Genomic DNA, 22,876 nt, shown 5'->3' on the forward strand with positions numbered 1-22,876 from the left:
TTCATAATGCGGATAATTTTCATGTTTGATTGGGCAACTTTGTTTTCACTTTACTAGGTGTTGGTTCGTGGAAAACGCGGAGGCCTTGGCTTTGCAAGGAACTCTCTATTTGCACTGCAGAACCATGGTTCGATATCGGCAGCCATCTGTAAAAGCTTATTGGATGACCATTGCTTGGGGCTTGCGGGAAATACGTTGAAAAAATACGATTCGCCACCTGCGCCAGCTGCTTTTTTTTCCGGCTCCATGGAATTTGTTGCAGTCAACCTGTTGCTCGGGACAATCAATCCATTAGGTGCACTATTGCTCACATTAATGGTCAATGCGCGTCATCTGTTTTATGGGATATCGATGCTTGAAAAGTACAAAGGAACGGGCCTGAAAAAGGTTTATCTGATCTTTGGTCTGTGCGATGAATCCTTCTCCATCAATTACACGGCTGATATCCCTCAAGGGGTGGATAAGGGATGGTATATGTTTTTCGTCACGCTGCTTAATCACTCTTATTGGGTAGTCGGGGCTGCGATTGGCGGGCTTTTCGGGTCGCGGAGAAGACGCATCACAGCGCATTATTGGGGTTAGGGTTATCACTTCTATGTCTTATCGTTTTCGACAGTAACAACTTCATTCTCCCATCGATGATCAGTATACTCTGCCTGCTTACCGTGATAAGGAAGCAGCTGGAAGGAACAGGAGGGCGTGTATGACCATGACAATGCCCGAACAGATGATTACAATCGGTATGGTCGTCTTGGGGACGATGATGACACGATTCATTCCATTTATTTTATTCCCGCCTGGTTGCTCCACTCCACCTTATGTACGATATCTTGGAAAAGTATTGCCGGCAGCGGCTTTGGGGCTGCTGGTAATTTACAGCTTGAAGGATGTCAAGTTGATATCCGGTAACCACGGAGTACCCGAGTTGATATCTGTTATTATAGTTGCTTTGATTCATATTTGGCGAAGAAACATGCTTTTATCTATTGCAAGCGGTACGGTCATCTATATGTTGTTGCTTCAAAAGGGTTTTTAACTTTATCTAAACGGATTAAGTTCCACTTTCTGCATGTTCAGTGGGGTTTGTATTTTTTTGATAATTTAATCCCCATTGTTCCATGACACCGATAATGGGGCGTAATGAATTACCCAAATCGCTTAGCTGATATTCTACTCTTGGTGGAACCTCGGCGAAGACCTCACGGGTAATAATACCATCTTCCTCCATAGCACGCAGGTTTTGCGTTAATACTTTTTGACTAATTTCAGGTATTCCTTTTCGAAGCTCACCAAAGCGCTTTGCTCCCGTCAGTAAGTCCCGTAAAATAAGTATTTTCCATTTATTACCCATTAAGCCGACAGTAGTAGCAACAGGGCATTGGGAATTTTCTTTTTTTGGAATCATTCATGTCCCTCCATTAGTTACTAAAAGGTTTCTATATGATAAAAAGGTGCCTACTTTCAAAAACGCTTTATCGCTTTTATTATAAATGCAACGGGATCAATTGCAAATGAAATAGGAAGAAAAGAAAGTCTCGATTAATGACTATTTAGTTCTGAGTTAGCTTAGCTTCTGAAAGGAGAGCATCACCGATGAAAGCAGTCGTTCTTGAAAAACCGGGTGCGCCTCATGACCTGGTTGTGCATGAAGTGCCGATTCCAGATGTAATATCGGGCTGGGTACGCGTCAAAATAAAAGCGTTTGGTATTAATCGTTCGGAAATGTTTACAAGGCAAGGTCATTCGCCATCCGTTAAGCTCCCGCGAATTATTGGGATAGAATGTGTGGGCGAAATCGACGATCCCTCGGACAGCACTTTTATGAAAGGGCAGCGTGTAGTGTCATTGATGGGAGGGCTGGGACGTGAATTCGATGGCAGCTACGCCGAATTTGCTCTTATCCCTTCTAATCAAGTCTATCCAATTGATAATGAGATGGACTGGGTAGAACTTGCCGCAATCCCGGAAATGTATTATACGGCTTATGCTTCGCTATTTGACTGTCTCCGATTGACCGAAGGAGAGACGCTGCTAATCCGTGGAGGGACCAGCTCTGTTGGAATCGCCGCACTACAGCTTGCTAAGAGCGCCGGTGCAACGGTTATATCGACGACCAGAGACAGAAACAAAGTGGAAGATGTTAAGCAGGCTGGTGCGGATTATGTATTGGTTGATGATGACCGTTTAACCGAACAATTATTTGCCATCGCGCCAAAAGGCGTAAATAAAGTGTTGGAGTTAGTGGGAACAGTTACATTGAAACATTCACTGTCGCTTGTTTCAGCGCACGGCATCTTATGCATGTCGGGGATATTGGGCAACGAATGGGAAATCGATCGCTTTGAACCATTGGTTGATATTCCGACTGGCGTTTATTTTACAGCTTTTACGAGCGAGCTCATTAAAGAAAACCTGCTTATCGATCTGTTTCAATATATTCAGAAGCATAAGATCAAAGCAGCGATTGCTAAAGTGTTCACACTGGATCAAATTCAGGAGGCACATCTCTTGATGGAAAGCAATACCGCGAACGGAAAGATTGTGGTTAGCAATACGTGACTAACGAAGAGCAATCCAGAATTGGAAAGAGTATAGGGGGAGCGTTAGAGAACCGGCACCATTAGATAATGATTTCTTAAGTAAACTAGACTGCCTTTTACAAACCGAATTAAAGGAAAAAGGCGTTATCGAAGTTGAACATCTGGATTCGATTTTAACCTTATTTCCGGGTAGCCGCATTAAACAAGCTGATAAGTTCATTTTATGGCAAGGAGATATTACACGCTTAGATCCAGATACCATCGTGAATGCCGCCAATAAAAATATGCTAGGCTGTTTTCAACCCTTTCATGCTTGTATCGATAATGCCATTCATTCCGCGGCAGGCCCACAGTTGAGGGAAGACTGCAACGTCATCATGTCCATTCAATGTGAGTCAGAGAGTACAGGAGGAGCAAAAATCACAAGAGGCTACAATCTGCCCGCAAGGTTTGTTCTGCATACAGTAGGTCCCGTTGTGCCCAAAGGAACGGAACTGACGGAAAACCAATGCGCCGATTTAGCGGCTTGTTATCGGTCTTGTTTGGAACTTGCGAATGAGATAACGGAAATAAAAACAATCACTTTTTGCGCGATTTCAACGGGAGTATTTGGATTTCCTAAGTCTGAAGCGGCCAAGATAGCCGTTCTGACCGTTAATGAGTGGTTGAATACGCAGGCCCATCATTTTGAAAGGATCATCTTTAATGTTTTCAGCGACGAGGATTACAAGGAATACCTCCTTGCTTTTCAATCCTGATCTTAAACAGAAAGGGAGTTCCACTATGACTTCAGAAACCAACAAACACCTTATGCACCGTTTTACTACGTTCATTAATACTGCCAGCGAGAAGCTTGCTGAAGAGCTCATCGCCTCGGATGCGATCTTCTATGTCCCTGGACAAACCGAGCCGATGAGGGGGCCTTCTGGCTATCTCGCAATTATCGGGATGATGCGAGGCGGCTTCCCGGATATCCAATGGACGCTGGAGGATATGGTTGTCGAGGGGGACAAGGTGGCTGCACGTTTCACAATGCGCGGCACGCACTTAGGCACTTTCTTCGGCTTCCCGCCGACAACGAAGACAATCGAAGTGCAGGCTATGAATTTCTATCGACTATCCAGTGGGCAAATTGTCGAAGAATATGGCCAGCCTGATATGCTTGGCCTGCTGCAGCAGATTGGCGCTTTGAGGGCAGGTTAAGGGCTTCACAGTTTATGAATAGAATTTTTAAGGAATTCTGTAGGAGTTAGTCCCGTCCATCTTTTAAATTGTCTACTGAAATGAGAGAGGTTTTTATAACCTAAACGATTGGAAATTTCTTTTAAAGAAATATTGGGCTGCTGTATTAAAATTTTAGCTTCTTGCAATTTCAGTTCAGATAAATATTTTCGCGGAGACATATGGTAGACTTTCTGGAAAATTTCTAAACCATAATTAGGACTTAAACCAAGAGAAGCAATAATTGGCTGTATATGAATTGCATTATCAATATCCTCATTATCTGAGTAACTTCTTTTAAAATTTGATCTTATGGCGTCTGCAATTTCTTTTGCATATTTTGTTATCGTCATCGATTCGTTTGAAAAATTTTTTTGATTTTGTGAAACAATGTCTACAAATACCTCTAACAGCTCAAATAGGACTATCTGTACCTTCAGTTTATATTTAACAGATCTAACATAGGTGACAGATAGCATATCAAACCATTTTTCAAGAGTGCTTTTTAGTCTTTGATAAAAAGGAGAAGCAGGAGTATAAATTAATTCGCAATCTTTCAACATGCCTATGCGTAAAGAAGGTTCGTCTATATCAAAATGAGCGCAAAAATAGGTCAAATGGTTATTTGTAATACATCTATTGGTATGCTCAACCCCTGGAGGAATAAGCATAATATCCCCACTGTTTAATAAATAAATTTCGTTGTCTATTGTTGTTTCCTGTTTACCTTCCAAAACAATCAAAATCTCGAAAGCATAGTGAGACTCCTTTGCTACAGACCATTCCTTGGAAACAGTTTGCATATGAGCACCAAAAAAGCGTATGTTCCAATCAATAAACGGAAGTCGCAATGCGTTAGTAGATTCATAGGTGTGTTCATAGGTATTTTCCATCCTTGTTAACTCCTTTGATTTGGGTAAATTTAACCTTGATCGTACAATCGCCTTTTAGGTCAGTTGCAATTATAATGTAAATAAATAACAGAAAACGTTTTCTGAGAAAGGTAATATATGATTGCAATCATGTTCTAGACAATAATACATCCATTATAGCGATGAGAGAAAGCGGTATCAATTAGTTTTACAAGGAAATAATTGATGCGTACTACAAAAATGTAAAAGGGTAAACGTTAATAAGGAGAGTTCAGAATGCAAAGTGCTTTAAAAGATGTCATAAATCAATCAAGACAAACAGTCTCATTAGTTCAAGGCATAAAATTTAAAGAAAAATTAGGCTATGGTTTAGGAGACTTTGCTAGTAATTTAGTCTGGAGCGCACTAAGTATGTTTGTGTTATTTTTCTACACAGATGTTGTAGGTATTGCAGCGGGTGTGTTGGGAACTATCATGTTACTCGTTCGAATTTTGGACGGAGCACTTGATATTACTATGGGCGTTATTGTAGATCGTACGAAATCAAAGTATGGGAAAGCACGTCCATGGATGTTGTGGATGGCAATCCCCTTTGGTGCAGCTACCATTTTGCTTTTTACTGTTCCTAATGCGGGTTCAACTGGAAAAGTCATTTACGTAGCTGTCACATATGTCCTGATAAATGTGATTTACACTGCTATCAATATTCCTTATGGTGTTCTAAATTCGTTAATTACGCAGGATCAATATGAAAGATCGGTTATCAATATCTTCAGAATGTTTCTATCTACTACTGGTACACTATGTGTAAGTATATTAATACTGCCAATGGTGAAAATGTTTGGGAATGGGCAAGCTGGGTGGATTATTACGTTTGTTATTTTTAGTATTATATCTTCCGCATTATTTGTTGGAACTTTCTTGACAACAAAGGAACGAGTAAAACCATCAGATATTTCTCAAGTAAAAACTGTACCATTAAAAATTGGTCTTAAGGCTCTATTTACTAATAAGTATTGGGGAGTAATCGTAGCTTTTCTTGTTATTACCTTTGTAAACATGGGCGTATCTGGTGGTGTAACGGTTTACTTCGCTCAATACATTATGGGGAATTCCACTCTTGTTGGTGTTTTATCATTAGCTCAGAATCTTCCAATGCTTTTAGGGATGTTAATTTTTGCAGCACCAATTATTAAAAAATATGGAAAAAGAAACGCCTCGATTTTTGGTTCAGTAGTTACCCTTATCGGCCTAGGATTAATTCTTATTAACCCTAGCAATATCACACTAATTATTATTGCAACCATTATAAAAGGACTAGGGAGTGTTCCACTAGGTGCCTCCATGTTTGCAATGTTAGCTGATACGATTGAGTATGGGGAATGGAAATCAGGTGTACGTACCGAGGGATTAATATACAGTGCAGGAAGTTTCGGTTTAAAAGTTGGAATTGGGCTTGGAACCGCGATCGTTGGTTGGATTCTGTCATGGGACACTATGTTGGAGGTGCAGCAGCACAATCTGATTCAGCCATTTCCTCCATTAAATTTGCTTTTGTTATATTGCCAATTTTATTTACAATCATACAAATGATTTTATTAGGATTTTATAAATTAGATAAAGAGTATCCTCAGATTGTAAAGGAATTACAAGAGCGCAGCAGTAAACGTGTATGAACTAAAAGTACACGTATCTTTTAAAAGCTTTTAATCCTTATTTATTAATGGAGGTATTTATGAAACAGCAAGCATTTAATCCCTATTTACCAAGTTATGAATACATTCCTGATGGAGAGCCATATGTATTTGGTGACAGGGTATATGTGTATGGAAGCCATGATAAGTTTAATGGAACGATGTATTGTGAGAATGATTACGTATGTTGGTCAGCTCCAGTGAAGGATTTAAGTAACTGGAGATATGAAGGGGTAATTTACCAGAAAATTCAGGATCCAATGGGGCGAACTGATAACAGACTCTTATTTGCACCAGATGTCCAACAGGGCCCTGACGGCAGATATTATCTATATTATGCATTTGATTTTCTTGGAGTCATGGCAGTAGCAGTCTGTGATTCACCTGCAGGCAAGTATGATTTTTACGGACATGTGCATTACAAGGACGGAACTTTACTCGGGGGCCGAGAAGGCGAGGGGTTCCAGTTTGATCCTGGTGTGCTAGTAGACGATGATGGAAAAGTATATTTATACTCCGGATTTTGTCCTCAGAATTTTCCTTGGGAGCAATTGGGACTTAAAGAACAAACTATTAAAGGTGGTATGGTAATTGAACTGGAAACAGATATGATTACGGTAAAAGAAGGACCTAAATATATCTTTCCAGACAAGGCAGGCGGTTCGGGTACAGATTTCGAAGGACATGAATTTTTTGAAGCATCTTCCATTAGAAAGGTTAGAGATACTTATTATTTTGTTTATTCTTCTATTAACGGGCATGAACTATGCTATGCAACTTCCAAGAGCCCGATTGACGGTTTTCGATATGGAGGAACAATTATCTCCAATGGGGATATTTATCTGAATGGAAAAACGGACGAGGAAGCATTGAATTACACTGGCAACAATCATGGCAGCATCATCGAAATTAACGGTAAATGGTATGTATTCTATCATAGACAGACTAATAAGCATCAATTTTCACGGCAGGCATGCGCTGAAGAAATTCAAATTGAAAGCGATGGAAGTATCAAGCAAGTAGAAATGACAAGCTGCGGGCTGAATAGTGGTGCATTAATTGGAAAAGGGGAATATCCTGCATACATCGCTTGCAACCTTATGAGCAAATCAGGCGCCATGCGTTATGAGTTTGGTCAAGAAGTTGATGAATTCCATCCATTCTTTACCCAAGAGGGAGTGGACAGGGAAGATAACCCTAACCAGTATATTGCAAACATGACGGATGGAGCAACTGCAGGATTTAAGTATTTTAATATTGAAGATGTTTCTACGATTTCTGTTAAAGTAAGAGGAACAGGAAAAGGAGAATTTCATGTAAGCACAACAATTAGCGGAGAAAAGGCTGCGCGGATTCCTATTTCTCCTAGGGGAGAGGGAGAGTGGCTAATGTATTCGGCTCCTATGCAGATAAGTGATGGAGTGAATGCATTGTATTTTACTTACCAAGGTGAAGGTGCCATTGATTTGTATTCCTTTATTATGGAATAATGAATAAGACTTTCTATGAATATTGCAATGCCAACACTTATAAGGCGCTTACTGTTAAGAGCAGTTACTGGATTTATGATTCAGTTTGGAATAGTCTTTAAAGTGATTCGTGGATTTAAACAATTGTAGAGCGTGGTTACTAGACTTCGCTAAGGTCTACTCTATCAAAGAGCTTGAATTGGATATCGCCATAAATAAAAGTGCTTAACATTGCTGAGTCAATGTTAAGCACTTTTTCGTATGTTCGTTTGTTGTTTGACGATAAACCAGCGTGAATCCAATAACATAAAAAAAGATGCCCCTGACGGATTCGAGGGTCATCTCCTGGCAGCTTAACTTCGCGGTGGTTTGTTTAAACTGTCCACAATCCGGGTCAGTGTTCAGCTCTGCCGGAGGGTGACAACGAAAAAATAAATTGAACACGAATTAACGCTATGATATAATCAGTAGCGTCATCGACAAATTAAAATAAGTAGTACATCTATTTTATTCCCACTTTAATTGTACATCTGGAACTTTGATTTGTCAATGCTCTTTTTTATCCCATTAAATGGAAAAAGGAGTGTGTTCAGGGAGTGATGGAAGCGAAGGATTGGCGGCAGGAACAGGAGCGGCTGGAACGGGTCAGGAACAAGCTGCAGGCGAGAATCGCCGAACTGGAGCCGGAGGTTGCCGGACTGCGCGATCAGGCTACGGACATCCGCAAGCGGTTTTGGGAAGAAGTTACGATCAACACAAGCACGGACGAAGATTTCGAAGAGACCTTTTACACGATTAACCAGCAGTCCGCGGTATTGGCCGAACGGGAGCGCGGCCACAAGCTGTTGACGCAGCAATGGAAAAGCATGAATCGACTGCTCCCGTCTCCTTACTTCGGACGCATCGACTTTCAGGAGGATGGCCTGGACCTCAGCGAGCAGATCTATATCGGCGTATCTTCCTTCGTCGACGAAGACGGATTGAACTTTCTGATCTATGACTGGCGTACGCCAATCGCGAGCCTGTACTACGACTACTCCCCCGGCCCGGCGTCTTATGTCACGCCGGGCGGACGAATCGAAGGGACGATGGAGCTCAAACGGCAGTTTCAGATTCAAAACGGGCAAATCCGCAACATGTTTGACGCGAGCGAAACGATCGGAGACGAATTGCTGCAGCAAGTGCTAGGCAAAGGTGCGGACTCGCAAATGAAGAGTATCGTGGCAACCATCCAGAAGGAACAAAACGCCATCATCCGCAATGACAAAAGCCGGATGCTTATCGTACAGGGGGCGGCCGGCAGCGGTAAGACTTCCGCGGCATTGCAGCGGGTGGCGTACTTGCTGTACAAACACCGCCAGACGATCAGGGCCGATCAGATCGTTCTTTTCTCACCGAATCCGATGTTTACCAGTTATATCTCTACCGTCCTTCCGGAGCTCGGTGAAGAGAATATGCAGCAGACGACTTTTCAAGAATTTCTCGACTATTGGCTAGGTTCCTCGTTACGGCCGGAGGATCCCTTTGATCAGATCGAATATGTACTGACAGCACAAGGAGCGCCGGGGTATGAGGCTCGTCTTCAGGGGATCGGGTATAAAACTTCCGAGGCTTTCCTCGAAGCCCTGCAGAACTATGGAATGTGGTTGGGACAGGAAGGCATGCGATTCATCGATATTCGGATTCGGGACCGCGATTTGATTACCGCGGAGCGAATGAGAGCGAAATTTTACGGTTATAACCGTTCCCTGCCGCTGCTCAATCGTGTCGTTCTCTTGCAGGAATGGCTGCTGAGCGAACTGGCTTCGCTGGAACGTATGGAACGGGAAGCGCCTTGGGTACAGGAAGAGTTGAATTATCTCGACACCGAGCAGTACATGGAAGTCTTCGGAATGCTGCATAAAGATAGGGAAGTATTCGACGTTGCGGAACAATACGCCGCAGTTCGCGAGAAAATGAGTAAGAAGCGCCGGGAAGATGAAGGCGACTTTGACTTCGCCCGGAGGGAGGAAGAGCTGCTCCGCAGAAGGATTGTGAAAGAAAGCTTTACACCGCTAAGGAAGAGTGTGAAGAAATTCTCGTTTATAGATGTTAAAGCCATATATGGCCAATTGTTTGTGGACGAAGCCGCTTATCGGGAGAAAACGAATGGTGCCGTCATCCCCCCGCTGTGGCCTGAAATATGCAGGCAAACCAAGGAAACGCTGCTCCGGAATGAGTTGTTCCACGAGGATGCGACTCCGTATTTGTATGTAAAAGAGCTGATCGAAGGCGTCCGGACGAACACGGAAATCCGGCATGTCTTCGTTGATGAGGGTCAGGATTATTCGTCGTTTCAATATGAATATCTAAAAAAGCTGTTTCCCCGTGCCCGGATGACGGTGCTCGGCGATTTCGGGCAAGCGATCTTCATGCAGGCTACAAGTTTGGCCGCATCCGATTCGCCGCTGGTACGTCTTTTCGGTGAAGCCGAAACAAGCCTTGTCTGCCTGGTACGCAGTTATCGTTCAACCAGGTCGATTGTTGAATTTACGAAGTCGATGCTTCCAGACGGGGAAGAAATTGCACCGTTTGAAAGGGGAGGCCCAAAGCCCCTTCTGACGAGACTGGACGGCGGGGAGAAGCGTGATGCGCAAATTCTGGCAGACATCGCGGCGCTCATGGCCGAGGGCTTCGATTCCATCGCCGTCATTACGAAGACCGCAGCTGAAAGCCGGGAGGCCCATGAATCGTTACGGATTCAAGGAGGCGAAGCTCTGCAGCTCATTACGAAGGAGACGCTGGGCTTTGAAAAAGGAGTGATGCTCATTCCTGTGTATCTCGCCAAGGGTGTCGAGTTCGATGCAGTCTTGGTCTATGATGCTTCGCCCGAAGCTTACGGCCGGGACAACGAACGCAAGCTTCTTTATACGGCGTGTACGCGGGCCATGCACCGGCTTCATCTTTACACGACGGGCGATTGGTCGTCGTTCGTGCAGGCATTGCCTGCGAATTTGTACGAGAAAGCGCCATATTGACGGATCGGAGGTAACGTCGGCCGCGATAAGCCGCCCTCATGATTCAGCAAATCTTCGGCACCATCCTGTAGCCCGTCATCAAGGCCGGTTGTAAGCAAGAATCCCGCGACGACTCCTATTTCCTTGTGTCGGCGTCCATTTACGAACAGATCAATTTGTTCAATTCTAAGTATTTATAAGTTTCACGTTATAAATGGGCTTAGAATTCTCCGGAATGATACGCGCTGTACCGCCAAAAGGACGGCAGCAGCCGTTTCACCTTGCTCGACCATTATTTTCATCCATACACAGCTCGATGAGCAGAAAGCAGGGACCTATGACAGCTCCTAAAAAAACAAAACCGATGGCAGCAGGCGGGGACGACTTCTCGCTGAAAGCTATTCTGCCGCCGCTCATGGCGATTATTGTCGGCATGATCATGGTTATTCTGGACAGCACCGTCGTCAATAATGCCATTCCGAAACTCGTTGAATACTTCGACACCGATCTGAAGACGATCCAATGGACCGTCACCGGCTATACGCTGGCCTTATCTGCCGTTATCCCGCTTGCAGGCTGGATGACCGATAAATTCGGCTCCAAGCAAATTTTCATGATTACGATCGCCCTGTTCACGATCGGCTCCGTGCTGTGCGGCATCGCGCAAACGCCGGAGCAGCTGATCATTTACCGCATCATTCAAGGCTTGGGCGGCGGCATGGTGGCCCCGATCGGGATGGCCATGGTGTTCAAGCTCGCGCCTCCAGAGCGCCGCGGATCCATCATGGGCGTACTCGGCATCCCAATGCTGATGGCGCCGGCGTTCGGTCCGGTGCTATCCGGCTGGCTGGTCGATTCTGTCAGCTGGCACTGGATTTTCATCATCAATCTGCCGATCGGCATTATCGCCTTCATTCTCGGGTATAAATATTTGCCGAAAGCAGGCCGCCATGAGGCGCCGCATCTGGACGTCATCGGCATGTGCCTCGCGCCGATCGCCTTCTCCATGCTGGCGTACGGCGTAAGCGAAGGCGGCACCAGCTGGTCCAGCGCTTCGACGATCACGGGCTTGACCGTTGGCGGCATTGCGCTCATCCTCTTCATCTTCGTGGAACTGGCACAGAAGCAGCCGCTGCTGGAGCTGAAAGTGTTCAAGTCGTCCGACTTTACACGCAGCATCATCTTGACGTGGATCGTACAGCTCGCGCTGTTCGGCGCAATGCTGATCGTGCCGCTGTACCTGCAAAGCGTCATGCATTACACCGCGCTTGAAACGGGCTGGATCCTGATGCCGCAGGCGCTATGCGCGGGAATCGGCATGCCGATCAGCGGCCGGCTGTTCGACAAGATCGGCGCACGTCCGCTCGCCTTCGCCGGTCTTGCCGCCGTATCCATTGCCCTGTTCATCTTGTCCGGCATATCGGTGGATACCTCGCTGTGGGTTATCATCCTGTCCATCTGCATTATGGGTCTCGGCATGGGCTTCTCCATGATGCCGCTCAACACGCATGTCCTGAACTCTGCGCCTCGCCGTCTGGTTAGCCGCGTCACACCGCTGACAACAGCAGCTCAGCAAGTCGTCGTCTCGTTTGCAGTCGCGGGCCTGACGGGTTATCTGACGTCGCAAATCACTTCCCACGCCGAAAGCGCGGGAGCGGACGCGAATCCGCTGAACGCCGTCGTCGCGGGTTACGGCGACACGTTCTTCCTGTCCGCGTGCCTCGCGACCGGGGGTGTTGCACTGTCGCTCCTTCTGCGTAAACCGAAGCAGCAGGAAGAAGACGGAACCGCCGGCGGGGACAATCCGGACCCGGCGATGATGATGGGTCACTAATCGCGAATCGGCTCCGATTCGCTCGTATGCAATAGCCTTGGCCGTTAGTCGGCCAAGGCTATTTTTTGCTGATCATCATGCTCCGATTGGTGCGACGTCAGCAATTCCAGCTTCAATATCGAGTGCACTTCAACCCGTGGGAATGCGTAATTCGGCTGGACAATCGGTTTAATAATATCCAATGAAAGTGTTTAATATTTTCCAATTCTCTGATTCGGCAATTTTGTTAGTATGAAAGCGGATACAAAGAAGAGGGATCAGAGAGGTTGAAACAGCTCAAGGCTAACGAATTTCATTAGAGAAAGGAAAGTATAACGATGGAAAGTAAAATAAAGTGGGGAATATTGGGATCAGGGAGCATTGTAGACAAATGGATTTGTGGCGCAAAACAGTTGAATGATATGGAAATTGTGGCTATATCCTCTAGAACAATAGAAAGTGCGCAGAAGATGGCCCAAAAGCACAATATTTCCGTGGCATTAGAGTATGACGCTTTGATAAAGAGAACGGATATTGATGTCGTATACATATGTGATGAAGGATGGCAAGATCACAACCTATGAAGAAAAAACACCTCAAAGGGTCAAAGGCATTAATGATGATGGATTTCAATATGAGATTGCACATGTGAATGATTGTATAAGGAAGAATCTGAAGGAATCGCCAACCATGACATGGAAACAAAGCTTAGCCATTATCAGGCAGTGTGATGAATTACGACGTCAATGGGGGCTTAAATATCCTTTTGAAGATTGATGAACGAAGTGAATTTCTAAATAAATGGATGGAGGAATGGACAATGAATCATGAGATGATTGCGAAACAAGAAATGTTATTGCAATTTGATAAATTCAGTCATGACATGGGGATAGAAATTGGTTTTTTACTATTAAATAAAGCCAAAAGTGAAGGAAAGTCTCTTGCAGTGGATATCTCTAAATGCGGTCAACAAATCTTCCATGCTTCATTAGAGGGGACGACTGTTGACAACGATGAATGGCTCAGAAAGAAGAAAAATACGGTTTATAGACTCAATAAAAGTACATTGGGAGTTCAGTTGATGCTGAAGGAATCAGGCAAAACGCTGGAAGAGGTCCTCCATTTAAGTCCTGTTGACTATGTAGATGCAGGAGGCGGCTTCCCAATTATAGTAAGGGGAGTTGGCTTTATTGGGGCGATTGTACTTACGGGTACTTCGCAGTTTGATGAACATGAACGTATAACGAGTTGTTTAAGTACCTATTTGGGTGTAAAAGATTGTCCGAAATTATTGGTCTGACATAAACCCACCATCAGCCTCAATAAGCAAACTCCTTAAAAGTGGCTTCGGCAGAGGTGCAGCGATGCGCCTCTTTTTTTGTTTGAACGAAGCATATAAGCTGCTTCAGGCATTGTTGTCAACACATGATTGATTAAACAACATTATTTTTCCTCATCACGGGAAGGGCAAGGCAAGCGGGTTGATGTCGGTATAAGCGGTATTTAAGAGACCAATGAATGAAGATTTCTTTTAGGACACATAACTATAAAAGCTCGATCAGCAGAAAGGAGGATTCAACATGGGCAGTGGCAGTGGTAACATCAAACCGAACGGTTCCCAGCATGCGGCACCACCATCGGATGACCCTAAAAAACAGGGACGATCAGCAGCAAAGAAGAAGTCTAAATAGTAATGTTGTTTCAACCCAATAGTCCCAACACTCACCGATATGAAATAGCCCCTTAGAATAGAGATTGGAAAAACCCCTGAGTTAAATCCGATAATATTCTAGGGGGTGCCAGACTGTTAGATTGCATGTTGATGAAGTATGTATCAGAAGCGGGTTACGGACACAATATGCATCAACTATATGGAACGATTTCCGCAAGAGGTAAGGGAGAACGTTTAGCGGAAACTGCGCCCGTTTTTACGGAATAAATAGATAACGAGATAGACGAAATTAGACCGCCAGGAAGCAGTATTCCTGGCGGTCTAATTTCCATTATCAAGTAATTATTCATTTGATTAAGGAAGGAAGTTAAGAATATTCATTTTTGTCCGATGCTGGTCCGGCAGCTTCTGAGTCTGCTGTGAAAACAGTTTGATTTTGCATCACTAATTTGACGATGACCTTTGAAACTAGGGGTTTAGTCCGATTTTGCGAAACTAAACGCGGTTATTTTATCGGGATGACAAAAGTAAGGCTGTTTAATTCGGCAAAACGGAACTAATTGCCTCATGACCTGAGGATTGAGCAAATTAGTTCGGCTAGATGAAACTATTTCGTTTGCAGATGAAAAACGAGCAGAAATTGCGACTTGAATCTGGAAAATTAGATCCAATGGTCCGTGAAGCGGACTTTTTCACTGGACTTTTAAAAGGGTTAATACATGACGAAAAACAACATGAGTCCGCAGGGAATCCTGGGATCTGTTTTAAGGGGCATAGGCAATCTATCCTGAAGCCGAAGCATTTGTATTGTGAGAAGTGCGCAAGAAAACAACATTTTTCGTCTGTAAAACGATACTTCTCTGGACGGATACGGGCTATGATTTACTCAAGAATCCTGAAATAGCCTGAGGAAAGAAGGTAAATGGACATGTTAGAAGCAAATGAACAAATGTGGTTAAACGGAATAATTGAAAAGATTACAGCAAAAATGGATTGGGTCAGTGAAAAATCCAGAAACAAAATTCCTTACACGACGATTAACGGAAGACATGATGACCGCATCGCAGACAACCCGACCGGTACCGAAACGGATGGCATCAACTGGTGGACCAATGGCTTCTGGGGCGGTATGATGTGGCTGATGCACCATGAAACCGGCAACGAAAAATATAAAGAGATCGCTAATATTTCCGAAGCCGGGTTGGATCAATGTTTCAAGGATTATTACGGGCTGCATCACGATGTCGGGTTTATGTGGCTTCCGACCAGCGTGGCCAATTATAAAGTAACGAAAAACGCGGAGTCCCGGAAAAGAGCGCTGCATGCCGCAAACCTTCTGGCGGGACGCTTTAATCTGGCTGGCGGGTTTATCCGTGCATGGAACGATGTGGGGGACAACGACACGAGGGGCTGGGCGATCATCGACTGCATGTTCAATATTCCCCTTCTCTACTGGGCGTCGGAAGAAACGGGTGATCCGCGGTTTAAGCAGATTGCCATGAAGCATGCGGATACGGCCATGACGGCCTTCGTAAGACCGGACGGTTCCGTGAATCACATTGTGGAGTTCGATCCGTTTAACGGCGGAGTGGTCAAAACATACGGTGGACAAGGCTATGAAGAGGGCTCTTCATGGACGAGAGGACAAACTTGGGCATTGTACGGCTTTATGATGAGCTATATTCATACCGGAAAAGAAGAATATCTGGACACGGCCAAGCGTGTTGCGCATTATTTTATGGCCAATATTCCTGAAGACGGGGTAATTCCGGTCGATTTCAGACAGCCGAAAGAGCCTAGGCGCGAGGATGACACGGCTGCGGCGATTGCGGCATGCGGATTGATCGAAATTGCCAAGGCAGTAGGCGCGTACGAAAAAGGCTCCTATATCGAAGCTGCGCTAAAGCTGCTCAGAACGTTGGATGAATCACGCAGTGACTGGTCCAGGGATAATGACTGCATTTTGCAATACGGTTCAGGGGCGTACTATGCCAAGTCTCATCATCATCCAATTATTTATGGGGACTATTATTTTATGGAAGCGATATTCAAGTTGAAGGGCAACGATTTGTACCTTTGGTAAACTTTCTGGACATCCCATGGCATTCATCCGACAGCCGCGGGACATGAACTCATTGCGAATGTCTGGTTAGTGACGGCAAATAACAGTAAGTACGCTCTCATTTAAGCTCTTGAAAATAAATGAAGAAAGATCGCCTTTTCCGGCCATTCGGCCGGTTAGGCGGTCTTTTTTGGGGTTCTGCCATAAGGATTTGTTCACGCAGTTTTATTGGGGGCTTCGGCATCAGCCGCCCAAGCTTTTGCGGTAGTCGCTTGGCGTGCGGCCTACACGTTTTTTAAACAGTCTGGAGAAATAATACAAGCTGTTGAAACCGCTTCGGAGGGCGATCTGCTCGATGCTGTGATGGCTGTTTAGGAGCTGGATCTTTGCTTCCTCCAGGCGTTTCGAAATCAGATCATCCTTTGGGCTCATATGGAAAAATTTCTGATATAACACCCCGAACCGTTCCGCGCTTAAGTTCACCAGCTCCGACATTTTGTTCACTGTCCAGTCCTGTTCGTAATGCTCATGAATAAACGTTCGTGCTGTCATAAATTTGTATTTGAATTCTTGCTCTGCTGCCGTGAGCTTGTCGAATTCATCGTGCATCAGTTTATGTCTGCTCAGCAATAACAAAATTTCTTCCAATACCAGGCTGGTTTTTTGTTTCCAATAAGGCTTGCGCAGCGACAGCTCCGTTTCAATCGAACGCAAATAGGGCCCGAGCAAATGCGGCTCACCCGTACTAATGATTTGATTAAAGGGTACATCATAACGCTTTGCCAGCCCGATAACGTCATCGCCCGTGAAATGAATCCAGTCGTTACGAAATCCGTCGCTCATCCCCTCCGGCGTTCCATGATACTGGGGAAAGCCCGGATCATGGAGAATGCAATCTCCCTGCTGTCCGAGTTCAATTCCATGAATGGTCTGAGTAAAGAAGGGGGTAGAAAAGCACATAAGCAGATAGTTATCGCAGCCGAAGGGACGTTCAATAACAAATTCGGGATCATGAGGCGTGTTCATTCCGAATATATGGATGTCAAATGCAGCGGGCATTACATATCCTCCAATACTGTGTGCAGTGTGTTCGATACATACAATTGTAATGGCAAACCGACTTCATTTCAACGTTAGAAGCAAAAAATGGATAAAGGAAAAGTGCAAATTGATAATGGGTAAGTTCATTTTTTATAAATAAAGCAAGCGATATAATAAACGTGTACAACAAAAATGTGCAAATAAAGGGGATTTACATGAGCGGAAATAGCTTGCTAAAGGGAAAGCATATTGTCTTTGTAGCCGGTGAAGATGAATACAACTCTGAGGTGTCTTTGGCAGCACTTGCCCAGGAGGCTGGAAAGCTGTATGGTGCCCGCACTACGGTTCTGGCATCCTATCCGGATCCGTCGAATCCTTCTAATATTCCGCAGCTGGACAAGCTGAATGAAGCGGATTTGGCCGTATTGTATTTACGTTTTCGCGAGCTGCCTGAAGAGCAGCTTGTACATTTGCTGAACTTTGTGGAATCCGGAAAACCGGTCATTGCATTTCGCACGAGCACGCATGCCTTCCGATATCCAGCAGGACATGCGCGGGAGCGCCTGAATGCCGGGTTCGGAATGGATGTCCTGGGAGCTCCGTGGATTAATCATTTCGGACATTCGTCTTCAACGGATGTCTCACTTGCCCACGGGGCGGAAAATCATCCGATCGTCCAGGATGTTCCTGCTTTTTTCCATGTAAGAAGCTGGCTTTATCTGACATTGCCTTATCCGCCGGAAGGGGCAGTCATTCTATTGAACGGCAGCGCGGTCGATCCCGAGCTTACCAGCGAGAGCCGGATCAACGCCTCTAAAGTTCATCCGGTCGCATGGACCCTTACCAACCGGTGGGGCGGCAATGTATTTATGACGACGCTGGGGCATCCGGAGGATTTTGAACATCCCGCTTTTCGTAAATTGGTTACCAATAGTATGCTCTGGGCTCTGCAAACGAATAAAGGGAGTGAATAATGATGAAACAAATCGCGATTATTGGCGAGAAGCTTACCTCAATTGTAGAAAAAGCTGAGCCTGAGCTGCAAGACGGATGGGCTCTGGTCAAGATTCATGCGGCTCCGATGTGCGCGGAGTACAAAAGCTTCGTGCATGGACATGCAACCGATTGTTTGGGGCATGAAGCGGCGGGCGAGATCGTGAAGGTCGCTCCGGGCAGCAAGCTTAACGTAGGCGACAGAGTAGTGGTCATGCCGGGATACCCGTGCGGCAAGTGCCCGCTTTGCGCAGCCGGAGATTATATTTATTGCGAGCATAATCTGCCATACAGCAGCGCTACAATGACGCAATTTATCGCGAAACCGTCCTGGATTCTACCGAAAATTCCGGAAGGCGTCTCTTATGAAAAGGCATCCCTTGCCTGCTGCGCGCTCGGTCCTTCGCATGGCGCCTTTGCGGGGATGGGCGTCGATGCCTTTTCAACCGTGCTGATTACGGGATTGGGTCCAGTCGGACTAGGGGCGATCATTACAGCCAAATATCGGGGAGCCAGAGTCATTGCGGTTGAGATGAATGAATACCGGATCGAATTGGCCCGAAAGCTTGGCGTGGATTACATCGTAGATCCAAGAGATGAGCAAGCTGTCGACAAGATTAAGGAATGGACCGGCGGGTTTGGGCCCGACTACGGACTTGACTGCTCCGGTGTCGTTTCCGCGCATCGATTATTGATTGATGCCGTCAAACGCAAAGGCAAAGTCACCTTCGTCGGGGAGTCCGGCACGGAAACGCCAATCCGGATCAGCGACGATATGCTTCGCAAGGGCATTCAGCTCATCGGCTCCTGGCATTACAATCTGAACGAATTCAATCGTATTATGGAAATCATTAAAAACTCTCCGGCAGTGGACGAATTGATTACGCATACATTTCCGTTCAGCCGCATCCAGGAAGCTTTCGAAGTTTCCGCGTCCGGACAATGCGGCAAAATCATTCTAAAACCATGGGAGTGAGTGAGCAATGAAAATCGGAATGAATTTGCTGTTGTGGACAGATCAGGCTAAACCGGATGTCCATGCGCCGCTACTGAGACAAATCAAGGATTGGGGCTTTGATGGCGTTGAATTGGCAGCTGACGCCATGAATCGTGAGGATGCCGCCGGGTTCCGCGCTTTACTTGACGAATATGGTTTGGGCCGAACAACAATCGCGGCGCTTGATGCGAAGACGGCCGATCCGGCAAGCCGGGATACGGCCTTGCGCATGAAAGCTGTCGATATCCTGAAAAGCGCATTGGATCATACGCATATTTTGGGGGCTGAGCTGCTCTGCGGACCGCTGTTTCAAGGACTGGGCGGATTCAGCGGGCAAGCACCGCAAGCGGATGAATGGAAGTATGCGGTAGAGACGATCAGGGAGGTCGGGGAGTATGCGGGTTCGCTTGGCATACGAATAGCCCTTGAACCTTTAAACCGTTTTGAAATGTATATGGTCAATACGATGGAAGCCGGCTTGCAGTTTGTAAAGGAGGTCGGACTTCCGAATGTGGGCTTGCTGGCGGACACCCATCACAGCAACATTGAAGAAGGAAATGTCATTGAGGCGTGGCGACAGGCAGCTCCGCATATCTTTCATGTGCATATTTCCGAGAATCATCGGGGGGTGCCCGGAACAGGCCATGCCGTTTCTTCGGAAATTTTTGACCTGCTGGTGGATATAGGTTATGACGGATGGCTGACGATCGAAGCTTTCAGTCAGGCTGTGCCTGGATTAATATCAAGGCTGCATCTCTGGCGGTCATATGCGTCGCATACGGATGCTGCTGCTGCGGAAGGAATCGTTTATATCCGGGAGCAGTTGTCAAAGGCTAAAGAACGGAGGGCGAACCGCCATGCCGACTGTTGATCGCGACGGCGTTCAGATTTATTACACAGAGCGGGGGACAGGTATTCCCTTGGTTCTGCTTATGGGGCTTGGCGCTGATGGCAGCGCATGGGAGCAGCATGTGCAGGCGTACGAATCGCGCTTTCGCTGCATCATGGTAGATAACCGGGGAGCGGGTCAATCCGGCAAGCCAAAGGGAGCCTATACCTCGGTCGAGATGGCCAAAGATACCATTACCGTCATGGATGCGCTGCGGATAAAGCGGGCTCATGTATCGGGGATATCGATGGGAAGCGCAATTGCGCAGCAGATTGCGCTGCTGTCGCCGGAGCGAATCATCTCGTTAACGTTAAATTGTCCATGGTCCAAAGTCGATGTATTTGCACGCAGAACGTTCGAAACGTTGAGCAGCGCATATGAGGCAATGAACGCAAGCGACTTTCAGAAGCTGCTTCAGCTCATTATTTTCACGCCTGAATATCATGAGAACAGGTTGGACGATTTATTGTCCAGGCAGCAGGCAGCAGAAGCAAATAAGCATCCTATGCCGCCCTATGCCTTCCAAGCTCAATGCGACGCATGCATAACGCATGATACGGCAGGACGCTTAGGCGCGATTGCCGTTCCTGCGCTTGTTACGGTAGGGGAGCTTGATAGGTTTACGCCGCTTCGCTTTTCGAGAATGATCGCAAGTGAGATTTCCCATGCGGAGCTTGTTGTGTTCGAAGGCAGCGGCCATACGCATCATTGGGACCAGTTGGACAAGTTCAATCAATTGACATTGGATTTCATGTTAAGGCAGGAGGAGGCTGAATATGCAACCTAAACTATCGATTGGCTCATGGGCATTTGCGTTTGGTCCATTTGAGCACGAGCCATGGTCTTTCTCCCGGGTGTTAAGCTATGCCAGGGAAGCCGGATATTCAGGGGTCGAGGTAAATGGTTTTCTGCCGCATCCCGTCCCTGATGTATACGATACAGTCTCCAAACGTAAGGAGCTGCTGGGCGAGATCCATTCGCATGGTCTCGGCGTTTCCGCGTATGCTCCGGACTTCCGTCATGCGCCTCCGGCCGCAGCGGACAAAGAATCGTACCTGGAATTATTGAAAAATTATCTTGATTTTACCGTGGACCTTGGTACAAAGATATTAAGAGTGGATACGGTTACATCGCCGGTTCCTGTCAGCGAAGAAACCTATGCCAGCCGGTTCGCGCGATTAATCGACACTTGGCATGCTTCCGCAGAGCTTGCGGCAGATGCTGGCGTACGAATCGTCTGGGAATTCGAGCCGGGCTTCTGGTTGAATAAGCCAAGCGAGGTTGCTCGCGCCGTGAAAGAGGTCAATCATCCGGCCTTCCAGGTGCTTTTCGATACAAGCCATGCTTATATGAGCGGTGCAGCCGGCGCCAGACAAGCGGGTCAGAAGGAACTGCTGCAGGGAGGAATTGCCGAATATGCCAGGCTGCTTGAAGGCCATATCGGACATTTCCATCTGATCGATTCGGACGGAACGCTGCATGATGAAGAAACGAGCACCCATGCGGAGTTTGGCGCGGGAAAAATCGATTTCACGAGTTTTTTGAAAGAGACGAATGATATTTTCCTTCCAATGGAATGGTGGTGCGTAGATTTCTGCTTTAATAGCGAAGTTGAGGCGTGGGGTAAGCAAGCCGTCGGTTTCATTCGAAATGCAGTGAAGGAGAGCATGCAATGAAGATATCCTTCGGGTGTCAAACCTATACTTGGCAAATGAACTACGAACGTTACAAAGACCGTTTAACTGCTATTCTGGATGTGGTTCAGCAAGCAGGCTTCCGCGGCGTGGAGGCGGAAGTGTGTATGCTGGGAGACTACTACGATGATTCTGAAAAGCTGTCAAAAGCTTTACTTAAACGTAAACTTCAACTGGCGGCATTAACTTTGGCGGAGCCATGGCTCGGTATGGAGGAAACGGCTGAAGAACGGGAGAACGCTGACAGGCTGATCCGGTATTTGCAGCATTTTCCCGAGGCTAAGCTTATCCTGGTACAGCTGCCGGGCGAAGACCGGAAGGATCTCGCCTTCAGACAACAAACGGCCATTTCTTGCGCGAATGCGGTAAGCAAACGCGCCTTTGAAGCCGGGATTACCGCCGCTTACCATCCGAACTCGCCATCAGGCTCGGTGTTTCGAACGGAAGAGGATTACCGGGTATTATTCGCGGGAATCGATGACAGATACCTCGGCTATTGTCCGGATTCCGGCCATATCGCCAGGGGAGGCATGGACCCGTTAAAGGTATTCCGCGAGCAGCTGTCCCGAATCAGGCATGTTCATTTCAAAGATTATGATAAAATATCCGGAGACTGGAAGACGATGGGGCAGGGTACCATCCCGCACCCTGATATTGTATCTATGCTAAAAGCATCGGATTATCAGGGGTGGATTATGGTGGAAGAGGAATCTTCTTTCGCGGAAATTCATCCTGATGAAGCGACAAGGGACAACGGGAAGTATGTAAGCCAGTTAGGAACGACAATCTGATCTGAAGGGATTGGATTGTTTTCTTCGCTCAATTTTCATAGATGTTTCATGGAAAAATCGGACCGTTAGGGAGCATGCTGCCTAACGGTTCTTTCATATCCTTTTACCCGTAACAACGGTCACCGGATAAAC

General features: G+C 46.2%; 20 protein-coding genes and 1 pseudogene. 18 read left to right on the plus strand and 3 right to left on the minus strand.

The annotated features are described in order from the left end of the window. Positions 1–234 precede the first annotated feature (234 nt). Positions 235–546: pseudogene (locus tag AC0YNZ_RS08520) on the plus strand (AzlC family ABC transporter permease); the annotation flags it as partial. Between the two features lie 157 nt (positions 547–703). Beyond that, positions 704–1,036 carry a branched-chain amino acid transporter permease gene (locus tag AC0YNZ_RS08525; protein ID WP_475826205.1) on the plus strand — a complete coding sequence of 111 codons (333 nt, stop codon included), beginning with the start codon at positions 704–706 and terminating at the stop codon, positions 1,034–1,036. A gap of 15 nt (positions 1,037–1,051) precedes the next feature. Here the strand turns inward: AC0YNZ_RS08525 and AC0YNZ_RS08530 are convergent, their stop codons facing one another. Continuing rightward, positions 1,052–1,405: a winged helix-turn-helix transcriptional regulator gene (locus AC0YNZ_RS08530; RefSeq protein ID WP_475826206.1), complete on the minus strand. Its 354-nt coding sequence runs from the start codon at positions 1,403–1,405 to the stop codon at positions 1,052–1,054. Positions 1,406–1,593: 188 nt separating this feature from the next. Here AC0YNZ_RS08530 and AC0YNZ_RS08535 point away from each other — a divergent pair, with 188 nt between their 5' ends. From AC0YNZ_RS08535 to AC0YNZ_RS08545, 3 genes are read left to right on the plus strand one after another with little or no spacing between them, the layout of a single operon-like run. Continuing rightward, the gene (locus AC0YNZ_RS08535) at positions 1,594–2,559 is read left to right on the plus strand and encodes a zinc-binding alcohol dehydrogenase family protein (RefSeq protein ID WP_475826207.1); all 966 of its coding nucleotides are present in this window, start codon (positions 1,594–1,596) and stop codon (positions 2,557–2,559) included. Positions 2,560–2,572: 13 nt separating this feature from the next. Further along, complete coding sequence (locus tag AC0YNZ_RS08540) at positions 2,573–3,298, plus strand: protein-ADP-ribose hydrolase (RefSeq protein WP_475826492.1); 726 nt, start codon at positions 2,573–2,575, stop codon at positions 3,296–3,298. 25 nt (positions 3,299–3,323) lie between these two features. Then, positions 3,324–3,743, plus strand: a complete 420-nt coding sequence (locus tag AC0YNZ_RS08545) for an ester cyclase (protein ID WP_475826208.1) — start codon at positions 3,324–3,326, stop codon at positions 3,741–3,743. 5 nt (positions 3,744–3,748) lie between these two features. On the opposite strand, the gene AC0YNZ_RS08550 is transcribed toward AC0YNZ_RS08545, so the two are convergent. Next, the gene (locus tag AC0YNZ_RS08550; protein ID WP_475826209.1) at positions 3,749–4,654 is read right to left on the minus strand and encodes an AraC family transcriptional regulator; all 906 of its coding nucleotides are present in this window, start codon (positions 4,652–4,654) and stop codon (positions 3,749–3,751) included. A 255-nt stretch (positions 4,655–4,909) separates the two neighbouring features. Here AC0YNZ_RS08550 and AC0YNZ_RS08555 point away from each other — a divergent pair, with 255 nt between their 5' ends. From AC0YNZ_RS08555 to AC0YNZ_RS08585, 7 genes are all read left to right on the plus strand, one after another. After that, complete coding sequence (locus AC0YNZ_RS08555) at positions 4,910–6,226, plus strand: MFS transporter (protein WP_475826210.1); 1,317 nt, start codon at positions 4,910–4,912, stop codon at positions 6,224–6,226. Positions 6,227–6,368: 142 nt separating this feature from the next. Further along, positions 6,369–7,817, plus strand: coding sequence for a family 43 glycosylhydrolase (locus AC0YNZ_RS08560; RefSeq protein WP_475826211.1), 1,449 nt, complete (start codon positions 6,369–6,371; stop codon positions 7,815–7,817). A 578-nt stretch (positions 7,818–8,395) separates the two neighbouring features. Then, complete coding sequence (helD, locus tag AC0YNZ_RS08565; protein ID WP_475826493.1) at positions 8,396–10,813, plus strand: RNA polymerase recycling motor HelD; 2,418 nt, start codon at positions 8,396–8,398, stop codon at positions 10,811–10,813. A gap of 316 nt (positions 10,814–11,129) precedes the next feature. Next, positions 11,130–12,626 carry an MDR family MFS transporter gene (locus AC0YNZ_RS08570; protein ID WP_475826212.1) on the plus strand — a complete coding sequence of 499 codons (1,497 nt, stop codon included), beginning with the start codon at positions 11,130–11,132 and terminating at the stop codon, positions 12,624–12,626. 317 nt (positions 12,627–12,943) lie between these two features. Beyond that, positions 12,944–13,189: a Gfo/Idh/MocA family oxidoreductase gene (locus AC0YNZ_RS08575; protein ID WP_475826213.1), complete on the plus strand. Its 246-nt coding sequence runs from the start codon at positions 12,944–12,946 to the stop codon at positions 13,187–13,189. Between the two features lie 236 nt (positions 13,190–13,425). After that, positions 13,426–13,905, plus strand: a complete 480-nt coding sequence (locus AC0YNZ_RS08580; RefSeq protein WP_475826214.1) for a heme-degrading domain-containing protein — start codon at positions 13,426–13,428, stop codon at positions 13,903–13,905. A gap of 1,300 nt (positions 13,906–15,205) precedes the next feature. Continuing rightward, entirely contained in the window at positions 15,206–16,360 is a 1,155-nt protein-coding gene (locus AC0YNZ_RS08585; protein ID WP_475826494.1) for an AGE family epimerase/isomerase, read from the plus strand. Positions 16,361–16,582: 222 nt separating this feature from the next. Here AC0YNZ_RS08585 and AC0YNZ_RS08590 read toward each other — a convergent pair whose 3' ends face one another. After that, positions 16,583–17,398 (minus strand): helix-turn-helix domain-containing protein, encoded by an 816-nt coding sequence (locus AC0YNZ_RS08590; RefSeq protein ID WP_475826215.1) that lies wholly within the window; start codon positions 17,396–17,398, stop codon positions 16,583–16,585. 197 nt (positions 17,399–17,595) lie between these two features. Here AC0YNZ_RS08590 and AC0YNZ_RS08595 point away from each other — a divergent pair, with 197 nt between their 5' ends. Genes AC0YNZ_RS08595 through AC0YNZ_RS08620 form a run of 6 tightly spaced genes read left to right on the plus strand, consistent with a single transcriptional unit; the run spans position 17,596 to position 22,744 of the window. Next, positions 17,596–18,354 (plus strand): ThuA domain-containing protein, encoded by a 759-nt coding sequence (locus AC0YNZ_RS08595; RefSeq protein WP_475826216.1) that lies wholly within the window; start codon positions 17,596–17,598, stop codon positions 18,352–18,354. Then, entirely contained in the window at positions 18,354–19,349 is a 996-nt protein-coding gene (locus AC0YNZ_RS08600; RefSeq protein WP_475826217.1) for a zinc-dependent alcohol dehydrogenase, read from the plus strand. The genes AC0YNZ_RS08595 and AC0YNZ_RS08600 overlap by 1 nt, the downstream gene beginning before the upstream one ends. A 7-nt stretch (positions 19,350–19,356) precedes the next feature. Beyond that, positions 19,357–20,241, plus strand: coding sequence for a sugar phosphate isomerase/epimerase family protein (locus AC0YNZ_RS08605; RefSeq protein WP_475826218.1), 885 nt, complete (start codon positions 19,357–19,359; stop codon positions 20,239–20,241). After that, positions 20,228–21,046 (plus strand): alpha/beta fold hydrolase, encoded by an 819-nt coding sequence (locus AC0YNZ_RS08610; protein ID WP_475826219.1) that lies wholly within the window; start codon positions 20,228–20,230, stop codon positions 21,044–21,046. The genes AC0YNZ_RS08605 and AC0YNZ_RS08610 overlap by 14 nt, the downstream gene beginning before the upstream one ends. Beyond that, entirely contained in the window at positions 21,036–21,935 is a 900-nt protein-coding gene (locus AC0YNZ_RS08615) for a sugar phosphate isomerase/epimerase family protein (RefSeq protein ID WP_475826220.1), read from the plus strand. The genes AC0YNZ_RS08610 and AC0YNZ_RS08615 overlap by 11 nt, the downstream gene beginning before the upstream one ends. Continuing rightward, entirely contained in the window at positions 21,932–22,744 is an 813-nt protein-coding gene (locus tag AC0YNZ_RS08620; protein WP_475826221.1) for a sugar phosphate isomerase/epimerase family protein, read from the plus strand. The genes AC0YNZ_RS08615 and AC0YNZ_RS08620 overlap by 4 nt, the downstream gene beginning before the upstream one ends. Positions 22,745–22,876: the final 132 nt, after the last annotated feature.

Source organism: Paenibacillus sp. J2L1-98, from assembly GCF_056269405.1.